This window comes from Saccharothrix coeruleofusca, assembly GCF_017876325.1.
GTDB classification, from domain to species: Bacteria; Actinomycetota; Actinomycetes; order Mycobacteriales; family Pseudonocardiaceae; genus Actinosynnema; species Actinosynnema coeruleofuscum.
Genome location: NZ_JAGINV010000001.1, coordinates 3,668,769 through 3,685,128, shown reverse-complemented (window position 1 = coordinate 3,685,128; position 16,360 = coordinate 3,668,769). Strand labels below are relative to the sequence as shown.

At 73.7% G+C, this 16,360-nt stretch carries 14 protein-coding genes; 5 read left to right on the top strand and 9 right to left on the bottom strand.

Annotation, left to right across the window (positions count from 1 at the left end; all coding sequences use genetic code 11):
- Window positions 1–84 precede the first annotated feature (84 nt).
- The gene (locus JOF41_RS16630) at window positions 85–528 is read left to right on the top strand and encodes a hypothetical protein (RefSeq protein ID WP_189225203.1); all 444 of its coding nucleotides are present in this window, start codon (window positions 85–87) and stop codon (window positions 526–528) included.
- Between the two features lie 6 nt (window positions 529–534).
- Here the strand turns inward: JOF41_RS16630 and JOF41_RS16625 are convergent, their stop codons facing one another.
- The gene (locus tag JOF41_RS16625; protein ID WP_209620051.1) at window positions 535–3,702 is read right to left on the bottom strand and encodes an AfsR/SARP family transcriptional regulator; all 3,168 of its coding nucleotides are present in this window, start codon (window positions 3,700–3,702) and stop codon (window positions 535–537) included.
- A 145-nt stretch (window positions 3,703–3,847) separates the two neighbouring features.
- On the opposite strand from JOF41_RS16625, the gene JOF41_RS16620 reads away from it, so the two are divergent.
- Both JOF41_RS16620 and JOF41_RS16615 read left to right on the top strand, forming a co-directional pair.
- A complete protein-coding gene (locus tag JOF41_RS16620) occupies window positions 3,848–4,654 on the top strand; it encodes an alpha/beta hydrolase family protein (protein WP_189225205.1) in 807 nt (268 codons plus the stop codon).
- A 49-nt stretch (window positions 4,655–4,703) separates the two neighbouring features.
- Window positions 4,704–5,714 (top strand): methyltransferase, encoded by a 1,011-nt coding sequence (locus JOF41_RS16615; RefSeq protein WP_209620048.1) that lies wholly within the window; start codon window positions 4,704–4,706, stop codon window positions 5,712–5,714.
- 6 nt (window positions 5,715–5,720) lie between these two features.
- Here JOF41_RS16615 and JOF41_RS16610 read toward each other — a convergent pair whose 3' ends face one another.
- Genes JOF41_RS16610 through JOF41_RS16600 form a run of 3 tightly spaced genes read right to left on the bottom strand, consistent with a single transcriptional unit; the run spans window position 5,721 to window position 8,250 of the window.
- A complete protein-coding gene (locus JOF41_RS16610; protein WP_244991202.1) occupies window positions 5,721–6,569 on the bottom strand; it encodes a metal ABC transporter permease in 849 nt (282 codons plus the stop codon).
- Between the two features lie 26 nt (window positions 6,570–6,595).
- A complete protein-coding gene (locus JOF41_RS16605; protein WP_209620042.1) occupies window positions 6,596–7,336 on the bottom strand; it encodes a metal ABC transporter ATP-binding protein in 741 nt (246 codons plus the stop codon).
- Window positions 7,333–8,250 carry a metal ABC transporter substrate-binding protein gene (locus JOF41_RS16600; protein ID WP_209620039.1) on the bottom strand — a complete coding sequence of 306 codons (918 nt, stop codon included), beginning with the start codon at window positions 8,248–8,250 and terminating at the stop codon, window positions 7,333–7,335. The genes JOF41_RS16605 and JOF41_RS16600 overlap by 4 nt, the downstream gene beginning before the upstream one ends.
- A gap of 203 nt (window positions 8,251–8,453) precedes the next feature.
- Here JOF41_RS16600 and JOF41_RS16595 point away from each other — a divergent pair, with 203 nt between their 5' ends.
- Window positions 8,454–9,302, top strand: a complete 849-nt coding sequence (locus JOF41_RS16595; protein WP_209620037.1) for an ATP-grasp domain-containing protein — start codon at window positions 8,454–8,456, stop codon at window positions 9,300–9,302.
- Between the two features lie 33 nt (window positions 9,303–9,335).
- On the opposite strand, the gene JOF41_RS16590 is transcribed toward JOF41_RS16595, so the two are convergent.
- Window positions 9,336–10,547 (bottom strand): PP2C family protein-serine/threonine phosphatase, encoded by a 1,212-nt coding sequence (locus JOF41_RS16590; RefSeq protein WP_189225319.1) that lies wholly within the window; start codon window positions 10,545–10,547, stop codon window positions 9,336–9,338.
- Window positions 10,548–10,669: 122 nt separating this feature from the next.
- Entirely contained in the window at window positions 10,670–11,236 is a 567-nt protein-coding gene (locus JOF41_RS16585) for a TetR/AcrR family transcriptional regulator (protein WP_189225210.1), read from the bottom strand.
- A 120-nt stretch (window positions 11,237–11,356) separates the two neighbouring features.
- Between JOF41_RS16585 and JOF41_RS16580 the strand changes: the two genes are divergently transcribed.
- Window positions 11,357–12,601: a cyclase family protein gene (locus JOF41_RS16580; RefSeq protein ID WP_209620033.1), complete on the top strand. Its 1,245-nt coding sequence runs from the start codon at window positions 11,357–11,359 to the stop codon at window positions 12,599–12,601.
- A gap of 49 nt (window positions 12,602–12,650) precedes the next feature.
- Here JOF41_RS16580 and JOF41_RS16575 read toward each other — a convergent pair whose 3' ends face one another.
- Genes JOF41_RS16575 through JOF41_RS16565 form a run of 3 tightly spaced genes read right to left on the bottom strand, consistent with a single transcriptional unit; the run spans window position 12,651 to window position 16,053 of the window.
- Window positions 12,651–14,621 (bottom strand): CotH kinase family protein, encoded by a 1,971-nt coding sequence (locus JOF41_RS16575; protein WP_307867437.1) that lies wholly within the window; start codon window positions 14,619–14,621, stop codon window positions 12,651–12,653.
- The gene (locus tag JOF41_RS16570) at window positions 14,612–15,454 is read right to left on the bottom strand and encodes a polyphosphate polymerase domain-containing protein (protein ID WP_209620030.1); all 843 of its coding nucleotides are present in this window, start codon (window positions 15,452–15,454) and stop codon (window positions 14,612–14,614) included. The genes JOF41_RS16575 and JOF41_RS16570 overlap by 10 nt, the downstream gene beginning before the upstream one ends.
- The gene (locus tag JOF41_RS16565; RefSeq protein WP_189225213.1) at window positions 15,451–16,053 is read right to left on the bottom strand and encodes a DUF4956 domain-containing protein; all 603 of its coding nucleotides are present in this window, start codon (window positions 16,051–16,053) and stop codon (window positions 15,451–15,453) included. The genes JOF41_RS16570 and JOF41_RS16565 overlap by 4 nt, the downstream gene beginning before the upstream one ends.
- Window positions 16,054–16,360 lie beyond the last annotated feature (307 nt).

Below are 16,360 nucleotides of genomic sequence, written 5' to 3'. Positions count from 1 at the left end.
GGACTGGACTACGCACTTCAGCGCCTTGTGGGCCTCCGGTGGGGGCAGCAGATTGGTGGGTAGGGCGAATCGGAGGATCGGCTGATGACGTTCAAGCGTGTGATGGCCGCGCTGGCGGGGTGCGCCGCGGTGTGCTCGGCGGTGTCCGCCACCGGGTTCCCGCCCGCCGCGAGCGCGCAGGAGCGCACCTGCGCCTCGACACCGCTGCGCACCGAGCGGGTCGAGCTGGGCGAGCCCGGCTCGTGGCGCTACACCTTCGGCGTCACCTGGTGCGCGGGCAACGGCGCGGTCCTCTGGGCGGACCCGGAGACCACCTACGAACTGCACTCCGCCGACTGCGCGTGGCTGGGGAACCTGGAGGAGTACTCCGGGCCGCTGCCCGGAAACGCGGCCTGGCGGGAGTTCAACATGAACGGGTTCGCGTGCCGCCGGGGTGGCGGGGTGGAGGCGGTGAACCCCTGGGGTGAGTTCATCCTCCGTCCCGACGGCACCTACCAGGTGCGCAGCGGCGTCGAAGCGGACTCCTGAGCGAGGTCAGGGCTCGGCCCGCCGCAGCACGGCGCGGGCGTGCCGCTCGCCGGGGCGGTGACCGGTCTCGCGGTGGACGGCGAGCGCCCGGCGGGCGTGCCAGGCCGCCTGCGCCTGCTCGCCCGCCTCCAGCAGGACTTCGGCGAGCACGCCCAGCGCCAGGCCCGCCAGCGCGCGGTAGCCCGCCCGCTGCGCCAGGGCCAGCGCCTGGCGCGCCGGGTCGGTCCTCGCGGTCGCCGACGCGAGGCCGATGAGCGCGTCGACCTCGGGGTAGCGGTCACCGGTGTCGCGGATCAGCGCGAGCGCCCGCTGGTAGTGGTCGACCGCGTCCTGCCGCTCCCCGCGCGCCTGGTGCACGGCGGCGAGCACCACCAGCGCTTCCGCCTCGGTCCGGGGATCGCCGCTGTCACGGGCCAGCGCGAGACCCGCGCGCGCGTGGTCCATCGCCTCGTCCGGGCGGTCGAGGGCGCGGTGCGCCGCGGCCATGAGACTGCGCGTCTCGGCCTCGACGCCGCGGTTGCCCGCCTCGCGGTGCAGGCCGAGCGCCTCGGTCAGCAGTGCGAGGCCCTCGGCGGTCCGCCCGAGGGCGAGCTGGGTCCGGCCCAGGTTGGTCAGGTTGATCGCCTCGCCGTAGCGGGACCCGATCCGGCGGTACCGCTCCAGCGCCAGGGTGTAGAGCTCGGCCGAGCGCGCCAGCCCGCCCATCTCCCAGTGCACGAGGCCGAGGTTGCCCAGCGCCACGGCCTCGCCCGCCGGTTGGCCGATCGCGCGGCTGAGCGCCAGCCCGCGCTCGAACCGGGCGGCGGCGACCGCGAGCCGCCCCGCCTGCCAGTGCACGCAGCCGAGGTTGCCCAGCACGGCGGCCTGGGCCTCGACCCAGCCCGCTCGGCGGGCCAGCAGCAGCGCGTGCGCGTGGTGGCGGACGGCCTGCCGGTACCGGCCCTGGCGGAAGTGCAGGTCGGCGAGGTTGAGGCGGGTGGCGGCCCGCGCGCGGGGATCGCCCGCCGCCTCGGCCGCGGCCAGTCCGGCTTCACCCGCCGCCAGCCACTCCACGCGCCGCGTGCACATCCAGAAGTAGCCGCGCAGGGCGTCGGCGAGCAGCCACGCCACCGGCTCCGGCCCGGCGCTCGCGGCGTGCCGGATCGTCGCGACGAGGTTGCCGCGCTCGCTGTCCAGCCAGTTCGACGCCTGCGCCGCGGTCGTGACACCCGCGGGCGGGCGCACCCCACCGCCCGAGGAGCCGCCGGGGGAGGGCAGCCGCAGCATGTGCGGGTAGAGCAACCGGGCGGCGTGGTCGACCGAGACCAGGTACCAGTCGTGCAGGCGGCGCAGGGCCGCTTCGCGTCGTGCCGGGGACTCCTGCCGCTCCCACTGCTCGGCCGCGTAGAGGCGGAGCAGGTCGTGGAAGCGGTAGCGCCCCGGCGCGTGCCGCTCGACCAGGTGCGCGGCGGCGAGCCGGTCCAGCAGCCGGGCGGCGTGCGCCGGGTCGGTGTCCGCGAGGGCCGCGACCGCCTCGGCGGTGAAGTCCGCGCCGGGCACCACGCTCAGCATCCCGAACAGCCGCCGCGCCTGGTCGGGCAGCGCGGCGCAGGACAGCTCGAAGGCCGTCCGGACCGCGGTCTGCTCGTCGCCCCGCACCGCCAGCGCGGCCAGCACGTTGCCCTCCCGCAGTTCCGCGACGTGGTCCTCGATGCCGCGGCCGGGGTGCTCGGCCAGGTTCGCCGCCGCGATCCGCAGCGCGAGGGGCAGGTGGGCGCACAGCTTGGCGAACTGCAGCGCCGCCTCCTGCTCGGCACGCACCCGCTGGGGCCCCAGCACGTGCCCCAGCAGTTCCACCGCGTCGTCGGGGCTGAGCACGTCCAGGGTGAGCGAGCGGGCGCCGTGCGCGGCGACCAGGCCCGCCATGCTGTCGCGGCCGGTCACCACCACCACGCACCCCGACCCGGCGGGCAGCAGTGGTCGGACCTGCTCGGGGCCCGCGACGTCGTCCAGCAGCACCAGCGCCTTGCGGTCCGTCATCAGCGTCCGGTACAGGGCGGCGGCGGTGTCCGGGTCGAGGGGCACCCGCTCGGGGGGAACGCCCAGGGCGGACAGGAACTGCGCGAGCACCTCGACCGGCTGCGCGGGCGTGCCGTGCGCGTGCCCGCGCAGGTTCGCGTAGAGCTGCCCGTCGGGGAAGCGGTCGCGGACGCGGTGCGCCCAGTGCACGGCAAGCGCCGTCTTGCCCACGCCCGCGGTGCCCGAGATGGCCGCGATGGTCACCGCGCCACCGGATCTCCCGTGGCCGGGCAACAGGCTGTCCAAAGTGGACAGCTGATCGGCTCGGCCGGTGAACCCGAGCGACTCGGGGGGCAACTGCTTGGGCACCGGGAGCTCGGCGCGCGGCGCCGGGGCGGCGGGCGCGGTGTCCTGGCCGTCGCGCAGCAGCGCCCGGTGGGCCGCGAGGATCTCCGGACCGGGATCCACCCCGAGCTCGTCGAGGAGCCGGTCGCGGACCTCGCGGTAGACCTGGAACGCCCTGGCCCGCTGCCCGGCCGCGTGGTGGGCGCGGATCAGGCGCGCTTGGGCGCGCTCGTCCAGCGGCTGCTCGGCGGCGATCCGGTCGACCTCGCGCAGGACGTCCGAGGCGGCGCCGGTCCCGATCATCGCGTCGCAGTACCTGGTCAGCAGCTCCAGGCGGACCGCGGTCAGCGACACGACCTCCGGGTGCTCGGCGAGGGCGGGGACGTCGAGCAGGACGGGGGCGTGCCACAGCCGCAACGCCTCGCCCAGCGCCGCCGCGACACCGGCCGCGTCACCGTCGCGGTGCGCCTCGTCGGCACGGGCCACCAGGTGCCCGACCCGCAGCAGGTCGATCTCCAGCGCGTCGGGCCGCAGCGCGTAGCCACCGCCGACGTGCCGCAGGACGCCTCCGCTCGACCGCGGCGCCCGATCCGGCTCCAGCAGCCTCCGCAGGTGCTTGACGTGGGTCTGGAGCACGTTCACCGCGCTGCGCGGAGGCCGCTGCCCCCACAGCGCGTCCACCAGTTCCCGCTGGGCGACCACCTCGCCGCGGGCGAGCACGAGCAACCCCAGCACCGCCCGCCGCGCGGGCGGGCCGACGGGGACCTCCACGTCGCCGCGCCACACCCGCAACGAACCGAACACCCGGATACGCACGGCCCTGGCTGCCATTGTGGGCCCCCACGATCGCTACAGGTCCAAGATCGTAAGTGAGCCCGTGACGGCCGCACAAGGGCGGCGTGGCGCTCGCCCCGCCGGTTTTCCGCCTGTGGCGTAACCGGTTCCCGCCGGATGCGCGCGGACCTACCGTGGCCGCGTGAGTTCACGGATCACGGGCACGGCGGCGGGCGTGCCGTTCACCGCGCTGCCGCCTCCGGGCGGCGGTGCCGCGCCACTGGTCGTCACCTGGCACATGCTGGACGCGCCGAGGTCGGACGCCGCGTTCGCCGCCGCGCTGCCGATGGCCGGGCTGCCCGCGTGGCGGGTGCACCTCGGGATGCCGATGTGCGGGGCGCGCATGGTCGGCGGCAGCACCGACGCGGTCGTGGCGCTGATGCGCGAGGACCCGCTGATGTCCTTCCTGCACCCGTTCGTCGAGCAGGCGAGCGGGGAGTTCCCGGCCGCGCTGGCGTCGCTGCGCGCGCGGTTCCCGGTCGGGGAGGGGCCGATCGGGGTGCTGGGCGGGTCGCTGGGCGGGGCCGTCGCGCTGCGGGTCCTGGCCGAGGGCGAGGTCCCGGTCTTCGCGGGCGCCGTGGTGAACGCCGCGATCCGGATGCGCTCCGTCGTCGAGCTGTTCCCCGGCGACTACCCGTACGACGCCGAATCCCGGCAGGCCGTGGACGGCCTGGACTTCGTCGCCAAGGCGGACGCCATCGCCGGTCGCGCGCCGCTGCTGGTGGTCAGCGGCGAACTGGACCACCCGGCGCTGCGCGCCGACGCGCTCGACCTGGCCGCCGCCGTGGGGGAGCGGGCCGAGCTGCTGTCGATCCCGGGGTTGGCGCACCCGCTGGCCGAGGAGCCGGGCATCGAGCCCGCGCCGCAGCTGCCGACGGCCCGCGCGGTGGACACCGGCCTGACCGACTGGTTCCGGCGCCACCTCCCGGACGCGAGCCATCCGGGCTGACCGGTCGCGGGCTGGATCGCGCGGCGGCACCGGGAGCAGCATTGCGGACATGACGAACCCACCCGCAGACCCGGCCGAGGAAGTCCTCGCCGAAGCCATGGGGCACCTGTACCCCGCCGCGCTGCGCGCGGCCGCGCTGCTCGGCGTCGCCGAACAGCTGGCGGACGGGCCGCGCGATCCCGCCGACCTGGCGGGCGCGGTCGGCGCGAACGCCCCCTACCTGCGCAGGCTGCTGCGGTTCCTGGCCACCCGCGGGGTCTTCCGCGAGGACGAGAACGGCAGGTTCCACCTCACCCCGCGCGCGGACGTCCTGCGCGCCGACGCCCCCAGGACGGTCAAACCGTCGGTGCTCGCGATCACCTCGGAGTTCATCTGGCTGCCCACCACGCACGTCGTGGAAGCGGTCCGCCACGGGCGGCCTGCCTTCGACCGGCGCTTCGGACACCCGTTCTTCGACCACCTCGCCGCGCACCCGGCCGAGGCCGCGCTGTTCAACGAGGGCATGGCGAACTTCTCGGCCACCGAGGACGAGCGGATCACGGCCGCCTACGACTTCCCCGGATCGGGCGTGGTGGTCGACGTCGGCGGGGGCTACGGCGCCCTGCTGCTGGGGGTGCTGCGCGCCCGTCCGGGTCTGCGCGGCGTGCTGTTCGACCAGGAGGCCGTGCTGGCGGGCCACGTGCTCGGGCGGTTGGGCGAGGACGACCGCTGGGAGGTCGTCGCGGGCGACTTCTTCGAATCGGTGCCCGAGGGGGACCTCCACCTGCTCAAGAACGTCCTGCACGACTGGAGCGACGAGCAGTGCGTGCGCGTCCTGGGCAACTGCCGCCGCGCCCTGCGCCCCGGCGGCCGGGTGCTCGCCGTCGAGGCGGTCATCCCGCCCGGCAACGACCCGCACTTCGGCAAGCTGCTGGACATGTCCATGCTCGTGCTGCTGACCGGGCACGAGCGCACCGAGCCGGAGTTCCGGGAGCTGTTCGACCGCGCCGGTCTCCGGGTCACCCGCGTGGTGCCCACCGCGGGCGCGCTGTCCCTGGTCGAGGCGGAGGTCGCGGACTGAGCCCGGTCAGCCCGCGGGGGGAGGCGGCGTCCGCGCCGACCGGATCGCCGCGACCCGCCTGCCGAGCACGCCGTGCCGCGGCCCGAACAGGTACGCCAGCAGGAACACCGCGCCCTGCACCAGCACCACCATGCCGCCGGAGGCGGTGTTGAGGTGGTAGCTCAGGTACAGGCCGACCACCGACGCGCAGACCGACAGCGCCGGGGCGATCACCAGCATCCGCCCCAGCCGGTCGGTGAGCAGGTGGGCGGTCGAGCCGGGGATGATCAGCATCGCCACCACCAGCACCACGCCGACCACCTGCAGGGCCACCACGCAGGTCAGCGCCAGCAGGCCCAGCAGGGCCGCGCCGATCAGGCGCGGGTTGAGCCCGATGGCGTGGGCGTGCACGGGGTCGAAGGCGTAGAGGGTGAAGTCGCGGCGCTTGAGCAGCAGGACCAGCAGCGCGGCGCCGCCGATCGCGGTGATCTGGACGAGGTCGGCGCGGTCGACGCCGAGCAGGTTGCCGAAGACGACGTGGTGCAGGTCGACCTGGCTCGGCGTCACCGAGATCAGCACCAGCCCCAGGGCGAACAGCGTGCTGAACACGATGCCGATCGCGGCGTCCTCCTTGACCCGGCTGGTGTCGCGGACCACGCCGATGAGCGCGACGGCGAGGAACCCGAACACCGCCGCGCCCAGCGCGAAGGGGACACCCACGACGTAGGCCAGCACCACGCCCGGCAGCACGGCGTGCGACACCGCGTCCCCCATCAGGGACCAGCCGATGAGCACCAGCCAGCAGGACAGCACCGCGCACACGGCGGCGGCGGTCACCGTGGCGGCCAGCGCCCGGACCATGAACCCGTAGCCCATGGGCACCACGAGCAGCTCGTGCGGGCTCACGCGGGTTCCCCCTCGCGGAGCCCCACGTCGAGCCCGAACGCGCGCGCGAGGTTGTCCGGCCGCAGCACCTCCTGCGGGCTGCCGTGCACGAGGACCCGGCGCATCAGCAGCACCGCCTCGTCGGCCAGGTCGGGCAGCGAGCGCAGGTCGTGGGTGGACACCAGCACCGCCGCGCCGTCCGCGGCCAGTTCCCGCAGCAGCCGCGTGATGGTGCCCTCCGACCGCTTGTCCACGCCCGCGAACGGCTCGTCCAGCAGCAGCACGCGGGCTTGCTGGGCGATGCCGCGGGCGACGAACGCCCGCTTGCGCTGCCCGCCGGAGAGCCCGCCGATCCGCCGGTCCGCGAGGTCGGTCAGGCCGACCCGGTCCAGCGCCCGGTCGACCGCCTCGTGGTCGACGCGGCGCGGGCGGCGGGTCAAGCCCAGTCCGCCGTGCCGCCCCGTCATCACCACCTCCCGCACCGACACCGGGAACGCCCAGTCCACCGCCTCGCTCTGCGGCACGTAGGCCACCGCGCCGCCGCGCCGGGCCAGCGCGGGCGGACCGCCCCTGACCCGCACCGCGCCGCGTTCCGGCCGCACCAGGCCGGTGATCGTCTTGAACAGCGTGGACTTGCCCGAGCCGTTCACGCCCACCAGCCCGCACACCCGGCCCGCGCCCAGCGCCAGGCTGACCCGGTCCAGCGCCAGCACGTCGCCGTAGCGCACGGTCACGCCGTCGACCTCCACCGCGTTCACCCGGCCCCCCGCGTCAGCGCGCCCGCGATGGTCCGCGCGTCGTGGCGGAGCAGCTCCAGGTAGGTCGGCACCGGACCGTCCGCTGTGGACAGCGAGTCCACGTAGAGCACGCCGCCGAAGGCGGCCCCGGTGGCGGCGACGACCTGCCGCATCGGGGCGTCGGACACGGTGGACTCGCAGAACACCGCGGGGACCGCGTTGGCCCGCACGAACTCGATCACGTCCGCTACCCGCCGCGGCGTGGCCTGCTGCTCGGCGTTGACCGCCCACAGGTAGCGCTCGGTCAGCCCCGCGTCGCGCGCCAGGTAGGAGAACGCGCCCTCGCAGGTGACCAGCGCCCGCTTGTCGGGCGGCAGCACCGCCAGCGCCGCCACCAGGTCGTCGTGCACCCGCCGCAGCTCGCCCCGGTAGCGCTCGCCGTTGGCCCGGAACGCCGCGGCGTGCTCGGGGGCCAGCCCGCTGAACGCCTCGACCAGGTTGTCCACGTAAGTCCGCACGTTCAGCGGCGACATCCACGCGTGCGGGTTCGGCTTGCCCGCGTAGGCGTCCTCGGCGATGGCGACGGGTTCCACGCCGTCGCTGACCACCACGTGCGGCGCGTCGACCTCGGCGACGAACCGCTCGAACCACGCCTCCAGGCCCAGCCCGTTGTCGACCACCAGGTCCGCCTCGGCGGCCTTGGCGACGTCCTCGGGGGTCGGCTCGTAGCCGTGGACCTCCGCGCCCGGCTTGGTGATGGACTCGACCCGCAGGTGCTCCCCCGCGACGGTGGCGGCGATGTCGGCGAGCACCGTGAACGTGGTCAGCACCACCGGCCGGTCGTCCGACGCCGTGGCGTCCGTTCCGCCGCACCCGGTGGTGAGCAGCGCCGCCGCGGCGGCGGCCGCGCTGATGACGCTGATCCGCTTGGACATGCCCGGACCGTAAGGTGGGGTTGGTCCGGTCGACAGGCCCGTGCACCGAAAAGCGCAGCGCGGCCACCTCTTCCGGCCCCTGGGGGGCGACACCGCGCAGACGCTGGGCAGCGGTCCTGCCGACGAGCGGTTCCGGTGTTGGGCCATGTGGTGGGCGTGTCGGCCTTGCGGCCCGGCGACGGGCATGAGGGATCATGCGGGCCATGACGCTGCTGCTCCTGCCCTGCGACGTGCTCAACCCCCGCCGTGTCGACGAGCACTTCGCGGCAGAGGCGGAGGCCGCTCGCGCGGCCGGGCTGGAGGTCGCCCTGGTCGACCACGACGCGCTGGCCCGCTCGGGCGACGCCGACCGGGCGGTGCGCCGGGTGCCGGAGGGCGGCGAGGCGGTCTACCGGGGGTGGATGCTGCGCGCGGAGCGGTACGCGGCGTTCGCCGAAGCGCTGCGGCGGCGCGGCGTGGTGCCCAAGACCGGTGCCGAGCAGTACCGCCGGGCGCACGAGCTGCCCGGCTGGTACCGCGACCTGGCCGCGGTGACGCCGCGCTCGGCGTGGACCGGGGGCGACGACCGGGCGGACTTCGACCGCGCCCGCCGTGAGCTGGGCGCCGGTCCGGCGGTGCTGCGCGACTACACCAAGTCGATGAAGCACTACTGGCACGAGGCGGCGTTCATCCCCGAGCTCGGTGACGGCGACGCGGCGTGGGCGGTGGCCCGGCGGTTCCGCGAGCTGCGCGACGAGGACATGGTCGGCGGGTTCGTCCTGCGCCGCTTCGAGCGCTTCGTCTCCGCCGAGGTCCGCACCTGGTGGGCGCACGGCCGGTGCCGCCTGGTCGGCGCCCACCCCGACACCCCGGACGACCTGCCCGCCACCGGACCGGACCTCTCGGTCGTGGCGCCCCTGGTGGCGGGTCTGGGGCTGCCGTTCGTCACGGTCGACCTCGCCCTGCGCGAGGACGGGGCGTGGCGGGTGGTCGAACTCGGCGACGGCCAGGTCAGCGACCGGCCCGCCAGCATCCCGCCCGCCGCCCTGATCGACCTGTTGCGCGAGCTCTGACCAACCCCGCGCCCGCGCGACTGCCCGGACGGGCTACTCGGGGCAGCGCCGGACCGCGAGCAGGGCGATGTCGTCGGTGGCGGGGGTGCTGCCCACCATGGTGGCCATGATCCGCACGCAGGCCGTCTCGGACGGCGTCGGGGACACGGCCTGCCGCAGCTGTTCCAAGCGCTCGTCCAGGTTCGCCTCGCGACGCTCCACCAGGCCGTCGGTGTACAGCGCGACCAGGGCGCCGGGCGGCACGTCCACCTGGGCGGCGCGGCGGCCGGAGACGGCCAGGTGGTAGCCGAGCGGCGGGCCGACGGGCACGTCGACGAACCCGGCCTCCATGCCCGGCACGGCCAGGACGGGCGGCAGGTGGCCCGCCAGGGCGAGGTCCATGCGGTGGGTCGCGGTGTCGATCACGGCGTAGGCGACCGTGGCCATGGTGTTGGCCTCGAAGTGGCTGGCCTTGCGGTCGAGCTTGCCCAGCACCTCGGCGGGGTCGGCGAACTCCAGGGCGTAGGCGCGCAGCGCGCTGCGCAGGCGGCCCATGACGATCGCGGCGGCCAGCCCGCTGCCCACCACGTCGCCGATCACCAGCCCGACGCGCCCGCCGGGCAGGTGGAACACGTCGTACCAGTCGCCGCCGACACCGCTGTCGGTGCCGGGGACGTAGCGGGCGGCCATCTCCCAGCCCTCGGTGGCGGGCAGGTGACTGGGCAGCAGGCTGTCCTGCAGCACGGCGGCCGCGGCCCGCTCGGACTGCGACCGGTGCATGTGCGCGGCCACCGCGAGCCGGTCGGCGACCAGCTGCAGCAGCTCGACCTCGGTGTCGGAGAACCGCCGGGGCGCGGTGCTGCCGACGTGCAGCACACCCACCAGGTCGCCCTGGGCGGTCATCGGCACGCCCAGCAGGACGCGCAGGCCCCGCTCCCACAGCAGGGGGTTGACCACCGTGGACTCGTCGACGTGCTCGACCCGCACCGGCTCCCGGCGCTGGGCCACCTCTCCGGCGAAACCCGTGCCCACCACCACCCGGACGCCCTGGAAGACCTCCTCGTCCAGGCCGGAACTGGCCCTGGCCACCAGCTGCTCGCCGCTGGCGTCGGCCAGCAGGACGGTGACGGTGTCGACCGCGAACAGCTCGCGCACCCGCCACAGCAGCACCTCGAACAGCTTGTCCAGCTGGAACTCCAGCAGTGCGCTGTCGGTGATCGCTTCCAGCACGCGCAGCCGCAGCTCCGGGTTCTGCCCGTCGTCCATCCGAACAATCCCGTCCACGTTCCGACCCCCGCACGACCAGTGAACAACACGAGCACGTGACGGGCGTCATACTGCTGGTGCCGAACACATCAGAGTACCTGGTGAATAGTGAGCCTAGCTAATCAGATCGTCGCGGTGAGGGTTTTGAGCTGGTCGAACGACTGGCGCACGATCCGCGCCAGGTCCTGGTCGGCAGGCCCGCTCAGCCAGTGCTCGAACGCCACGCGCAGGACCGCGATGCCCGCCTCGGCCGCCAGGCTCGCCTCCGGGTCCGCGACACCCCGGCGGCGCAGCCCGTCGGCGATGGCGGCGGACAGCGATGCCAGCTTGATCAGTTCGCGTTCCCGCAGCTCCGCGTTGGCCGAGATGATCGAGTAGCGCTGTCGGGCGGTCTCGTGCTGCCCTCCGAGCACCGCCGCGGCGGCGTCGAGGGCGGCCAGGACGGCCGTCATCGTCGACGCCGAGGCAGGAGCGTCCTCGACGGCTTCGGCGAGGCGGTCGAGCAGGACGGCCGAGCTCGCGAAGAGCACCTCGCGCTTGTCGGCGAAGTGCCGGAAGAACGTCCTGGCCGTCAGCCCCGCCCGCTGGGCGATCTCGGCCACCGTCGTCTGCTCGTACCCGCGTTCGACGAAGAGCTCCATCGCGGCCTGCCTCAGTCGGCCGCTCGCGTCGGGCTCCCATCGACTCATGGCGCGATCCTAGGACATGTCACGTGATGACATGGTCTGCCACGTTGAGGTGACCTCCATTGCGGTCCGCCCACCCGCTCGGTACTGCTCCTGGTAGCCGTCGCGCCGAAGGAGGCCCACGTGAACCCGGATCTGCTGCGCAACTACCTCGTCCAGCACCACGTGGGACGCCGTGACCTGCTGCGCCTGGCGGGCGCGGCGGGCGCGGCACACCTGGTGGCCGCGGCTCCCGCCGCCGCGGCACCCGCCGCGGCACCCGACGCGGGCGGCCTGGACGACACGCCGTTCGACTACGCCGACCCGGCGAACCTGGCCGACTGGGCGCCCAGCCGGTACGGGCCCGACGACCAGCGCGGCGCGCTCAACGAGGTCACCCCGGCCAAGACCGCCGCCGCCCTGGCGCTGCTGCGGCCCCGCCGCGAGGTCACCACCTACAACCTGGGCGAGCTGATGTGGAACGGCTTCCCGGCGTTCAGCACCGACCCCCGCCGCACCTACGAGCAGCGGCTCACCATCTGGGGCTACCCGCCGCCGCCCGGCTTCCAGGAGCAGGGCGGCGTCCTGGTGTCGCTGGAGCCGCTGGGCGCCAACCGGGTCAGCGTCCACGAGGAGCGGTTCGAGGCGGAGTTCTCGACCAGACACCCGAAACCGCTCGCCACCACCTTCCAGATCGGCAGCCAGCTGGACAACCTCAACCACGTCGGCGCGGCCGAGTTCTTCTACAACGGCCTGCGCGGACCGGACATCGCCCGCGCCCACGGCACGATCCGGCTCGGCGCGGAGAACGTGGGACCGGTGGTCACCCGCGGCGTGCTGCTGGACGTGCTGGGCGTCAAGCTCGCCCAAGGCCGCGCGGAGGACCTGGCGGAACCGACGACAGGTGGTCGTCCGCTGCTGCGCGAGAACTACCGCATCACCGTGGAGGACATCCGCGACGCCCTGGAGTTCGGCGGCGTCGAACGGGTCGAGCCCGGTGACGCGGTGCTGTTCCGCACCGGCTGGAGCGGGCTGCTGGCCCACCGGCACCCGGACGACCTCGCCCGCTGGGCGGGCTCGCGCGGCCTGCCCGGCATCTACCTGCGCGAAGCCCGCTGGCTGGCCCGCTCCCGGCCGGCGATCGTCGGCGGCGACACCTGGGCGCTGGAGGTGCTGGGCAACCCGGTCAACGGCGACGGCAGCGCCTTCCCGGTGCACCAGGAGCTGATCATGCGCCACGGCATCCGCATCGGGGAGTCCTACGTCGTGGACCGTCTCGCCGCCGACCGCGTGCACGAGTTCGTGTTCATCGTGACGCCGCAGTACTCCCAGGGGGCGACCGCGGGCAACACCCCGCCCGCCGCGCTGGGGCAGCCCCGGCGGCGCTGAACGGCCGCGTGCCCGGCACCACGTGGGTGGCGCCGGGCACGCGGGTCCATCAACTGCCTGCGCAGGTGAGCGTTGGCGTGCTGGGTGATCCGGTGGACGACCCGAGGAAGCCGAACGTGGTGCTCGCGCCCGCCGCCAGCGAGCCGTTGTGGGAGGCGTTGCGGGCGGTGATCGACGCACCCTGGTTGGTCAGCGCCGTGTTCCACGACTGGTTGACCACCTCACCGCCTGCCGCGGTCCAGGACACGCTCCAGCCGTTGATCGCCGACGCGCCCGCGGTGACCCGGACCTCGGCCTGGAACCCACCGGACCACTGGCCGGTCACGGTGTAGGTCGCGGCGCAGCCCGCCGTGCCGGGCGCGGTCGTGCCGCCCCACCCCTCCGCGGAGTCCAGCCAGGCGATGCGGCGCGCCGTCCAGTCCCGCAGGTGCTGCACCTGGCCTTCCCAGGTGGGTGCGGTGGGGGTGATGAAAGGACCGACCATCCGCGTGCTGAGAATCGGCCAGCGCTGGAAGTTGCGCTGCGCGGCGTTGGTCAGCGGCCGGGCCAGCGCCTCGATCCTGGTCTGCAGCGCGGAGTCGGAGAGCACGCCGCGGCGCAGCGACTGCCAGCGCGCCTTGAGCTCGGTGACGAAGGCGGGGTCGCGCAGCAGTTGGGCGTACCAGTCGTTGGCCACCGGCTGCCGGGTCTGCAGGTACTGCCAGCCCGCCGCCTGGTCGTTCTGGAAGTACCCGCCCACGCCGTAGGTGAGGTCGAAGTCCCACAGCGGACCGGCGAAGATCTTGGTGTCCCGGTCCTTGTAGAAGTGGGAGCTGCGGATGTAGGCGTCCATGTTGCGGCTGAGCTCGTTGACGATCAGGTTGTCGATGAAAGAGCCGACGTCGATGTACTTCCGGTAGCCGGTCGCCGGGTCGGCGAAGTTCGGCGCTCTGAGCACGTCGTGGAACTCCTGTATGTGGTTGCGCAGCCAGTCCCGCTGGGCGGGCTGCAGCGGCGACGGGTCGACCACTTCGAGGTAGTTCCAGCAGGAGGCCGCGGGGCCGGTGCACGGCAGCGTCGGCTCCTCGGCCGCCAGCCACTCGAACTTCCAGATGTACCCGCCCTGGATCGCGGGCAGGGTCGTGTCGGTCTCCTTGAGCTTCTTGAGGTTCAACCGGTTCTTGCTGTTCTTGATCGTCTCGATGAGCAGGTAGACGCCCATGTAGTCGTTGGCGCCCACCGGGGTGGTGTCGGTGTTGAGGTAGAACTCGACGAACGAGTACCGCGGGGCCTTCAGCCCCATCTCCCTGCCCAGCTCGAAGGTAAGCGCTTCCCGGATCAGCGACTTGTCCGGGTAGGGCCCGCGCAGCACCCAGTCGGAGTCGGCGGGCATCCCCAGCACCGGGTAGTCGGCGTCATCGTTGGCGTTGTCGTGGAACTCCATGCGGTACGGCGTCTTCTCGAACATCGCCGACGACTGCCCGCGCAGCCGGACCCCGGCACGGGTGGCCACCGCCGGGGCCTCGGCCAGCGACGTGGTTCCGCCGCTGCCTGGCTGGAAGATCATGGCGGCGGCGTCGATGTCCTGGCGTCCCGGCTTGCCCGCGCCGTAGGAGTCGATCAGCACCAGCGGCAGGTCGTGCGCCGTGGTGGTCTCGCGCGCGGCGTACATGGCCGTTCCGGGGGCCCCGGAGGCGGTCCCGCCGACGAACGCCTGCGCGCGCAGCTGGGTGGTGCGGGTGAACTGCAGCGGGGTGCCCTGGTAGAGCTGGGACTGCGCGGTGGGCAGCGTCCCGTCGGTGGTGTAGCGGATCTGGGCCCCGCTGATCGCGGTGCTCAGCGACACCGACACCTGCCCCTGGAAAGTGCCGCTGGGCACGGAGAAGACGATGTCGCCGGTCAGGTCGCCCGCCGCGCTCGCGGCGGGGTCGGCGGCCTGGCCGCCGGGGGCGGGGGCGGCGCCCGCCGATAACGGGACGAGGAGCCCGGCGAGGAGCACGGCGGCGACCGCGACCCCTCCGGTGCGGTGAGTCAGACGCACGATGCCTCCTGCTCGGGTCGGTGGGACGTGGTCGGTGCCTGCTCCACCGACGGGATGGTGCTGCGGAAGTGGCGGCGCAGCGTCCGCCGCCACGGCACGTCGGGCAGGTCCAGGCGCAGGGCGGCCAGCCCGGTGGCGTACTTGGAGATGCGGACGGGCCGGATGCCCATCTGCCACAGCATCCGGTCGACCGGGGTGGCGGCCGAAGCGCTCTTGGTCTCGACCACGGCCAGCGCGGGCAGCCGCAGCGTGGACTCGGCGTCCCGCCAGGTCAGCCCCAGGTCGACGGTGACCCGGCTGGCCGATGCGGGCAGCAGCAGGGTGGCGCGCTGGTAGTCGGTGATCAGGACCGGGTCCAGGGAGCTGCCCGCCGCGGGGCCGAGCGACTCGCGGGTGAGCGCCTCGTCGATGAAGTCGCGGCCGGGGCGCACGGTGCCGCAGTCCCGCGGGTGGTACGGCAGCCGGTGCTTGGTGATGCTGCCCCGCGCACCGCTGATCTTGACCTCCAGCCAGCACTCGGCGGAGTCGAGGTAGGTGCGGGTGCGCACCTTGAACCGGCGGCGCCTGCGGTAGGCCGCGCAGTGGTAGCTGGCCAGCCGAGGGGTGTCGAAGTACACCGACTCGTAGCGGAAGGTGCGCTGCCCGCCGATGTCCAGCACCTTGGCGAACGGCTCGACCTGCTCCAGCAGGCGCGGCAGCGTCGAGGTGGGGATGAGGTACTTGCGGTCCACCCTGGTCTGCAGCGCGGCGCGGTCGACCAGTTCGGCCAGCCCGACGGCGGCCAGCCGGGCAAGGGCCGCCGTGACGGGCGTCGCGACGGGCGTCGTGGTCATCGGTGTGCTCCCGACCGTGCGGGGGTCCCCGTCGCGGCGGGCAGGCCGCGGTCGGTCAGCGCGTACCGGACGTCGACCACGGTCGTCTCGTTGACCATGTCGAGCCGCTGCACGGTGACGGCGTGCACCCTGGCGTTGAGCAGCTGCTCCAGGTGGGCGATGAGCGCGACGTGGTCGGTGATGGCCGAGTCGAGCACCAGGATCTGGTGCCGATAGTTCCGCAACAGCCGCCGGTGGTCGCCGAGGAACATCACCACGACGATGAGCGCCATCAGACCGCCGTTGAGCCACACCGAGCTGGTGCTCAACGCGCCCAGGATGCCCAGCGCGAGGGCGGAGAAGTAGTACGCGACCTCGTGCTGGTCCAGTTCGGTCGAGCGCAGGCGGATGATGGACAGCACGCCGAACAGCGCCATTCCCAGCCCGAGCCCGGCGCCGACGTTGCTGGAGCTCAGCGCGCTGGCGACGGCGAGGACGCCCGCGTTGACCCCTAAGTAGGCGACGACCAGGTCGCGGCGGCGGTGGCGTGGGAAGTAGAGCCCGAACACGAGCAGTACCACCGCGCAGATGTCGATGGCGAACAAGACGAGCTGGGACATCTCGTACGTTCCTCCTGAGCCGCTGCTGGTCGGCCAGGCGCCGCCCGCGTCTTGGCGGGGGTCTGCAGGACGGTCGCCGAAACTTTTCGTGCCTTCAGGTAAACTTTCGGGAACCCGTTCGAAACCATAGGTGCATGACGGGTGTCACGTCAATGAACTTCCGGCACGCCAACGTATACCAAAAGGGCGAATCTGCCCCAGGTTGGACCGATTAAGCTGCGGTCCGAGCACCTCTTGAGGCAGGCAATGGCCGGTGTCGACGGTCGGAACCCCGAAGCGTCTCGGTTCGAAAATTTCGTAGTCCCGG

Bases quoted from the DNA above. Each gene is read 5' to 3' on its own strand.
- JOF41_RS16630 (WP_189225203.1), top strand. From the start codon at position 85: ATGACGTTCAAGCGTGTGATGGCCGCGCTGGCGGGGTGCGCCGCGGTG.
- JOF41_RS16625 (WP_209620051.1), bottom strand. From the start codon at position 3,702: ATGGCAGCCAGGGCCGTGCGTATCCGGGTGTTCGGTTCGTTGCGGGTG.
- JOF41_RS16615 (WP_209620048.1), top strand. From the start codon at position 4,704: ATGACGAACCCACCCGCAGACCCGGCCGAGGAAGTCCTCGCCGAAGCC.
- JOF41_RS16610 (WP_244991202.1), bottom strand. From the start codon at position 6,569: ATGGGCTACGGGTTCATGGTCCGGGCGCTGGCCGCCACGGTGACCGCC.
- JOF41_RS16600 (WP_209620039.1), bottom strand. From the start codon at position 8,250: ATGTCCAAGCGGATCAGCGTCATCAGCGCGGCCGCCGCCGCGGCGGCG.
- JOF41_RS16595 (WP_209620037.1), top strand. From the start codon at position 8,454: ATGACGCTGCTGCTCCTGCCCTGCGACGTGCTCAACCCCCGCCGTGTC.
- JOF41_RS16590 (WP_189225319.1), bottom strand. From the start codon at position 10,547: ATGGACGACGGGCAGAACCCGGAGCTGCGGCTGCGCGTGCTGGAAGCG.
- JOF41_RS16585 (WP_189225210.1), bottom strand. From the start codon at position 11,236: ATGAGTCGATGGGAGCCCGACGCGAGCGGCCGACTGAGGCAGGCCGCG.
- JOF41_RS16570 (WP_209620030.1), bottom strand. From the start codon at position 15,454: ATGACCACGACGCCCGTCGCGACGCCCGTCACGGCGGCCCTTGCCCGG.
- JOF41_RS16565 (WP_189225213.1), bottom strand. From the start codon at position 16,053: ATGTCCCAGCTCGTCTTGTTCGCCATCGACATCTGCGCGGTGGTACTG.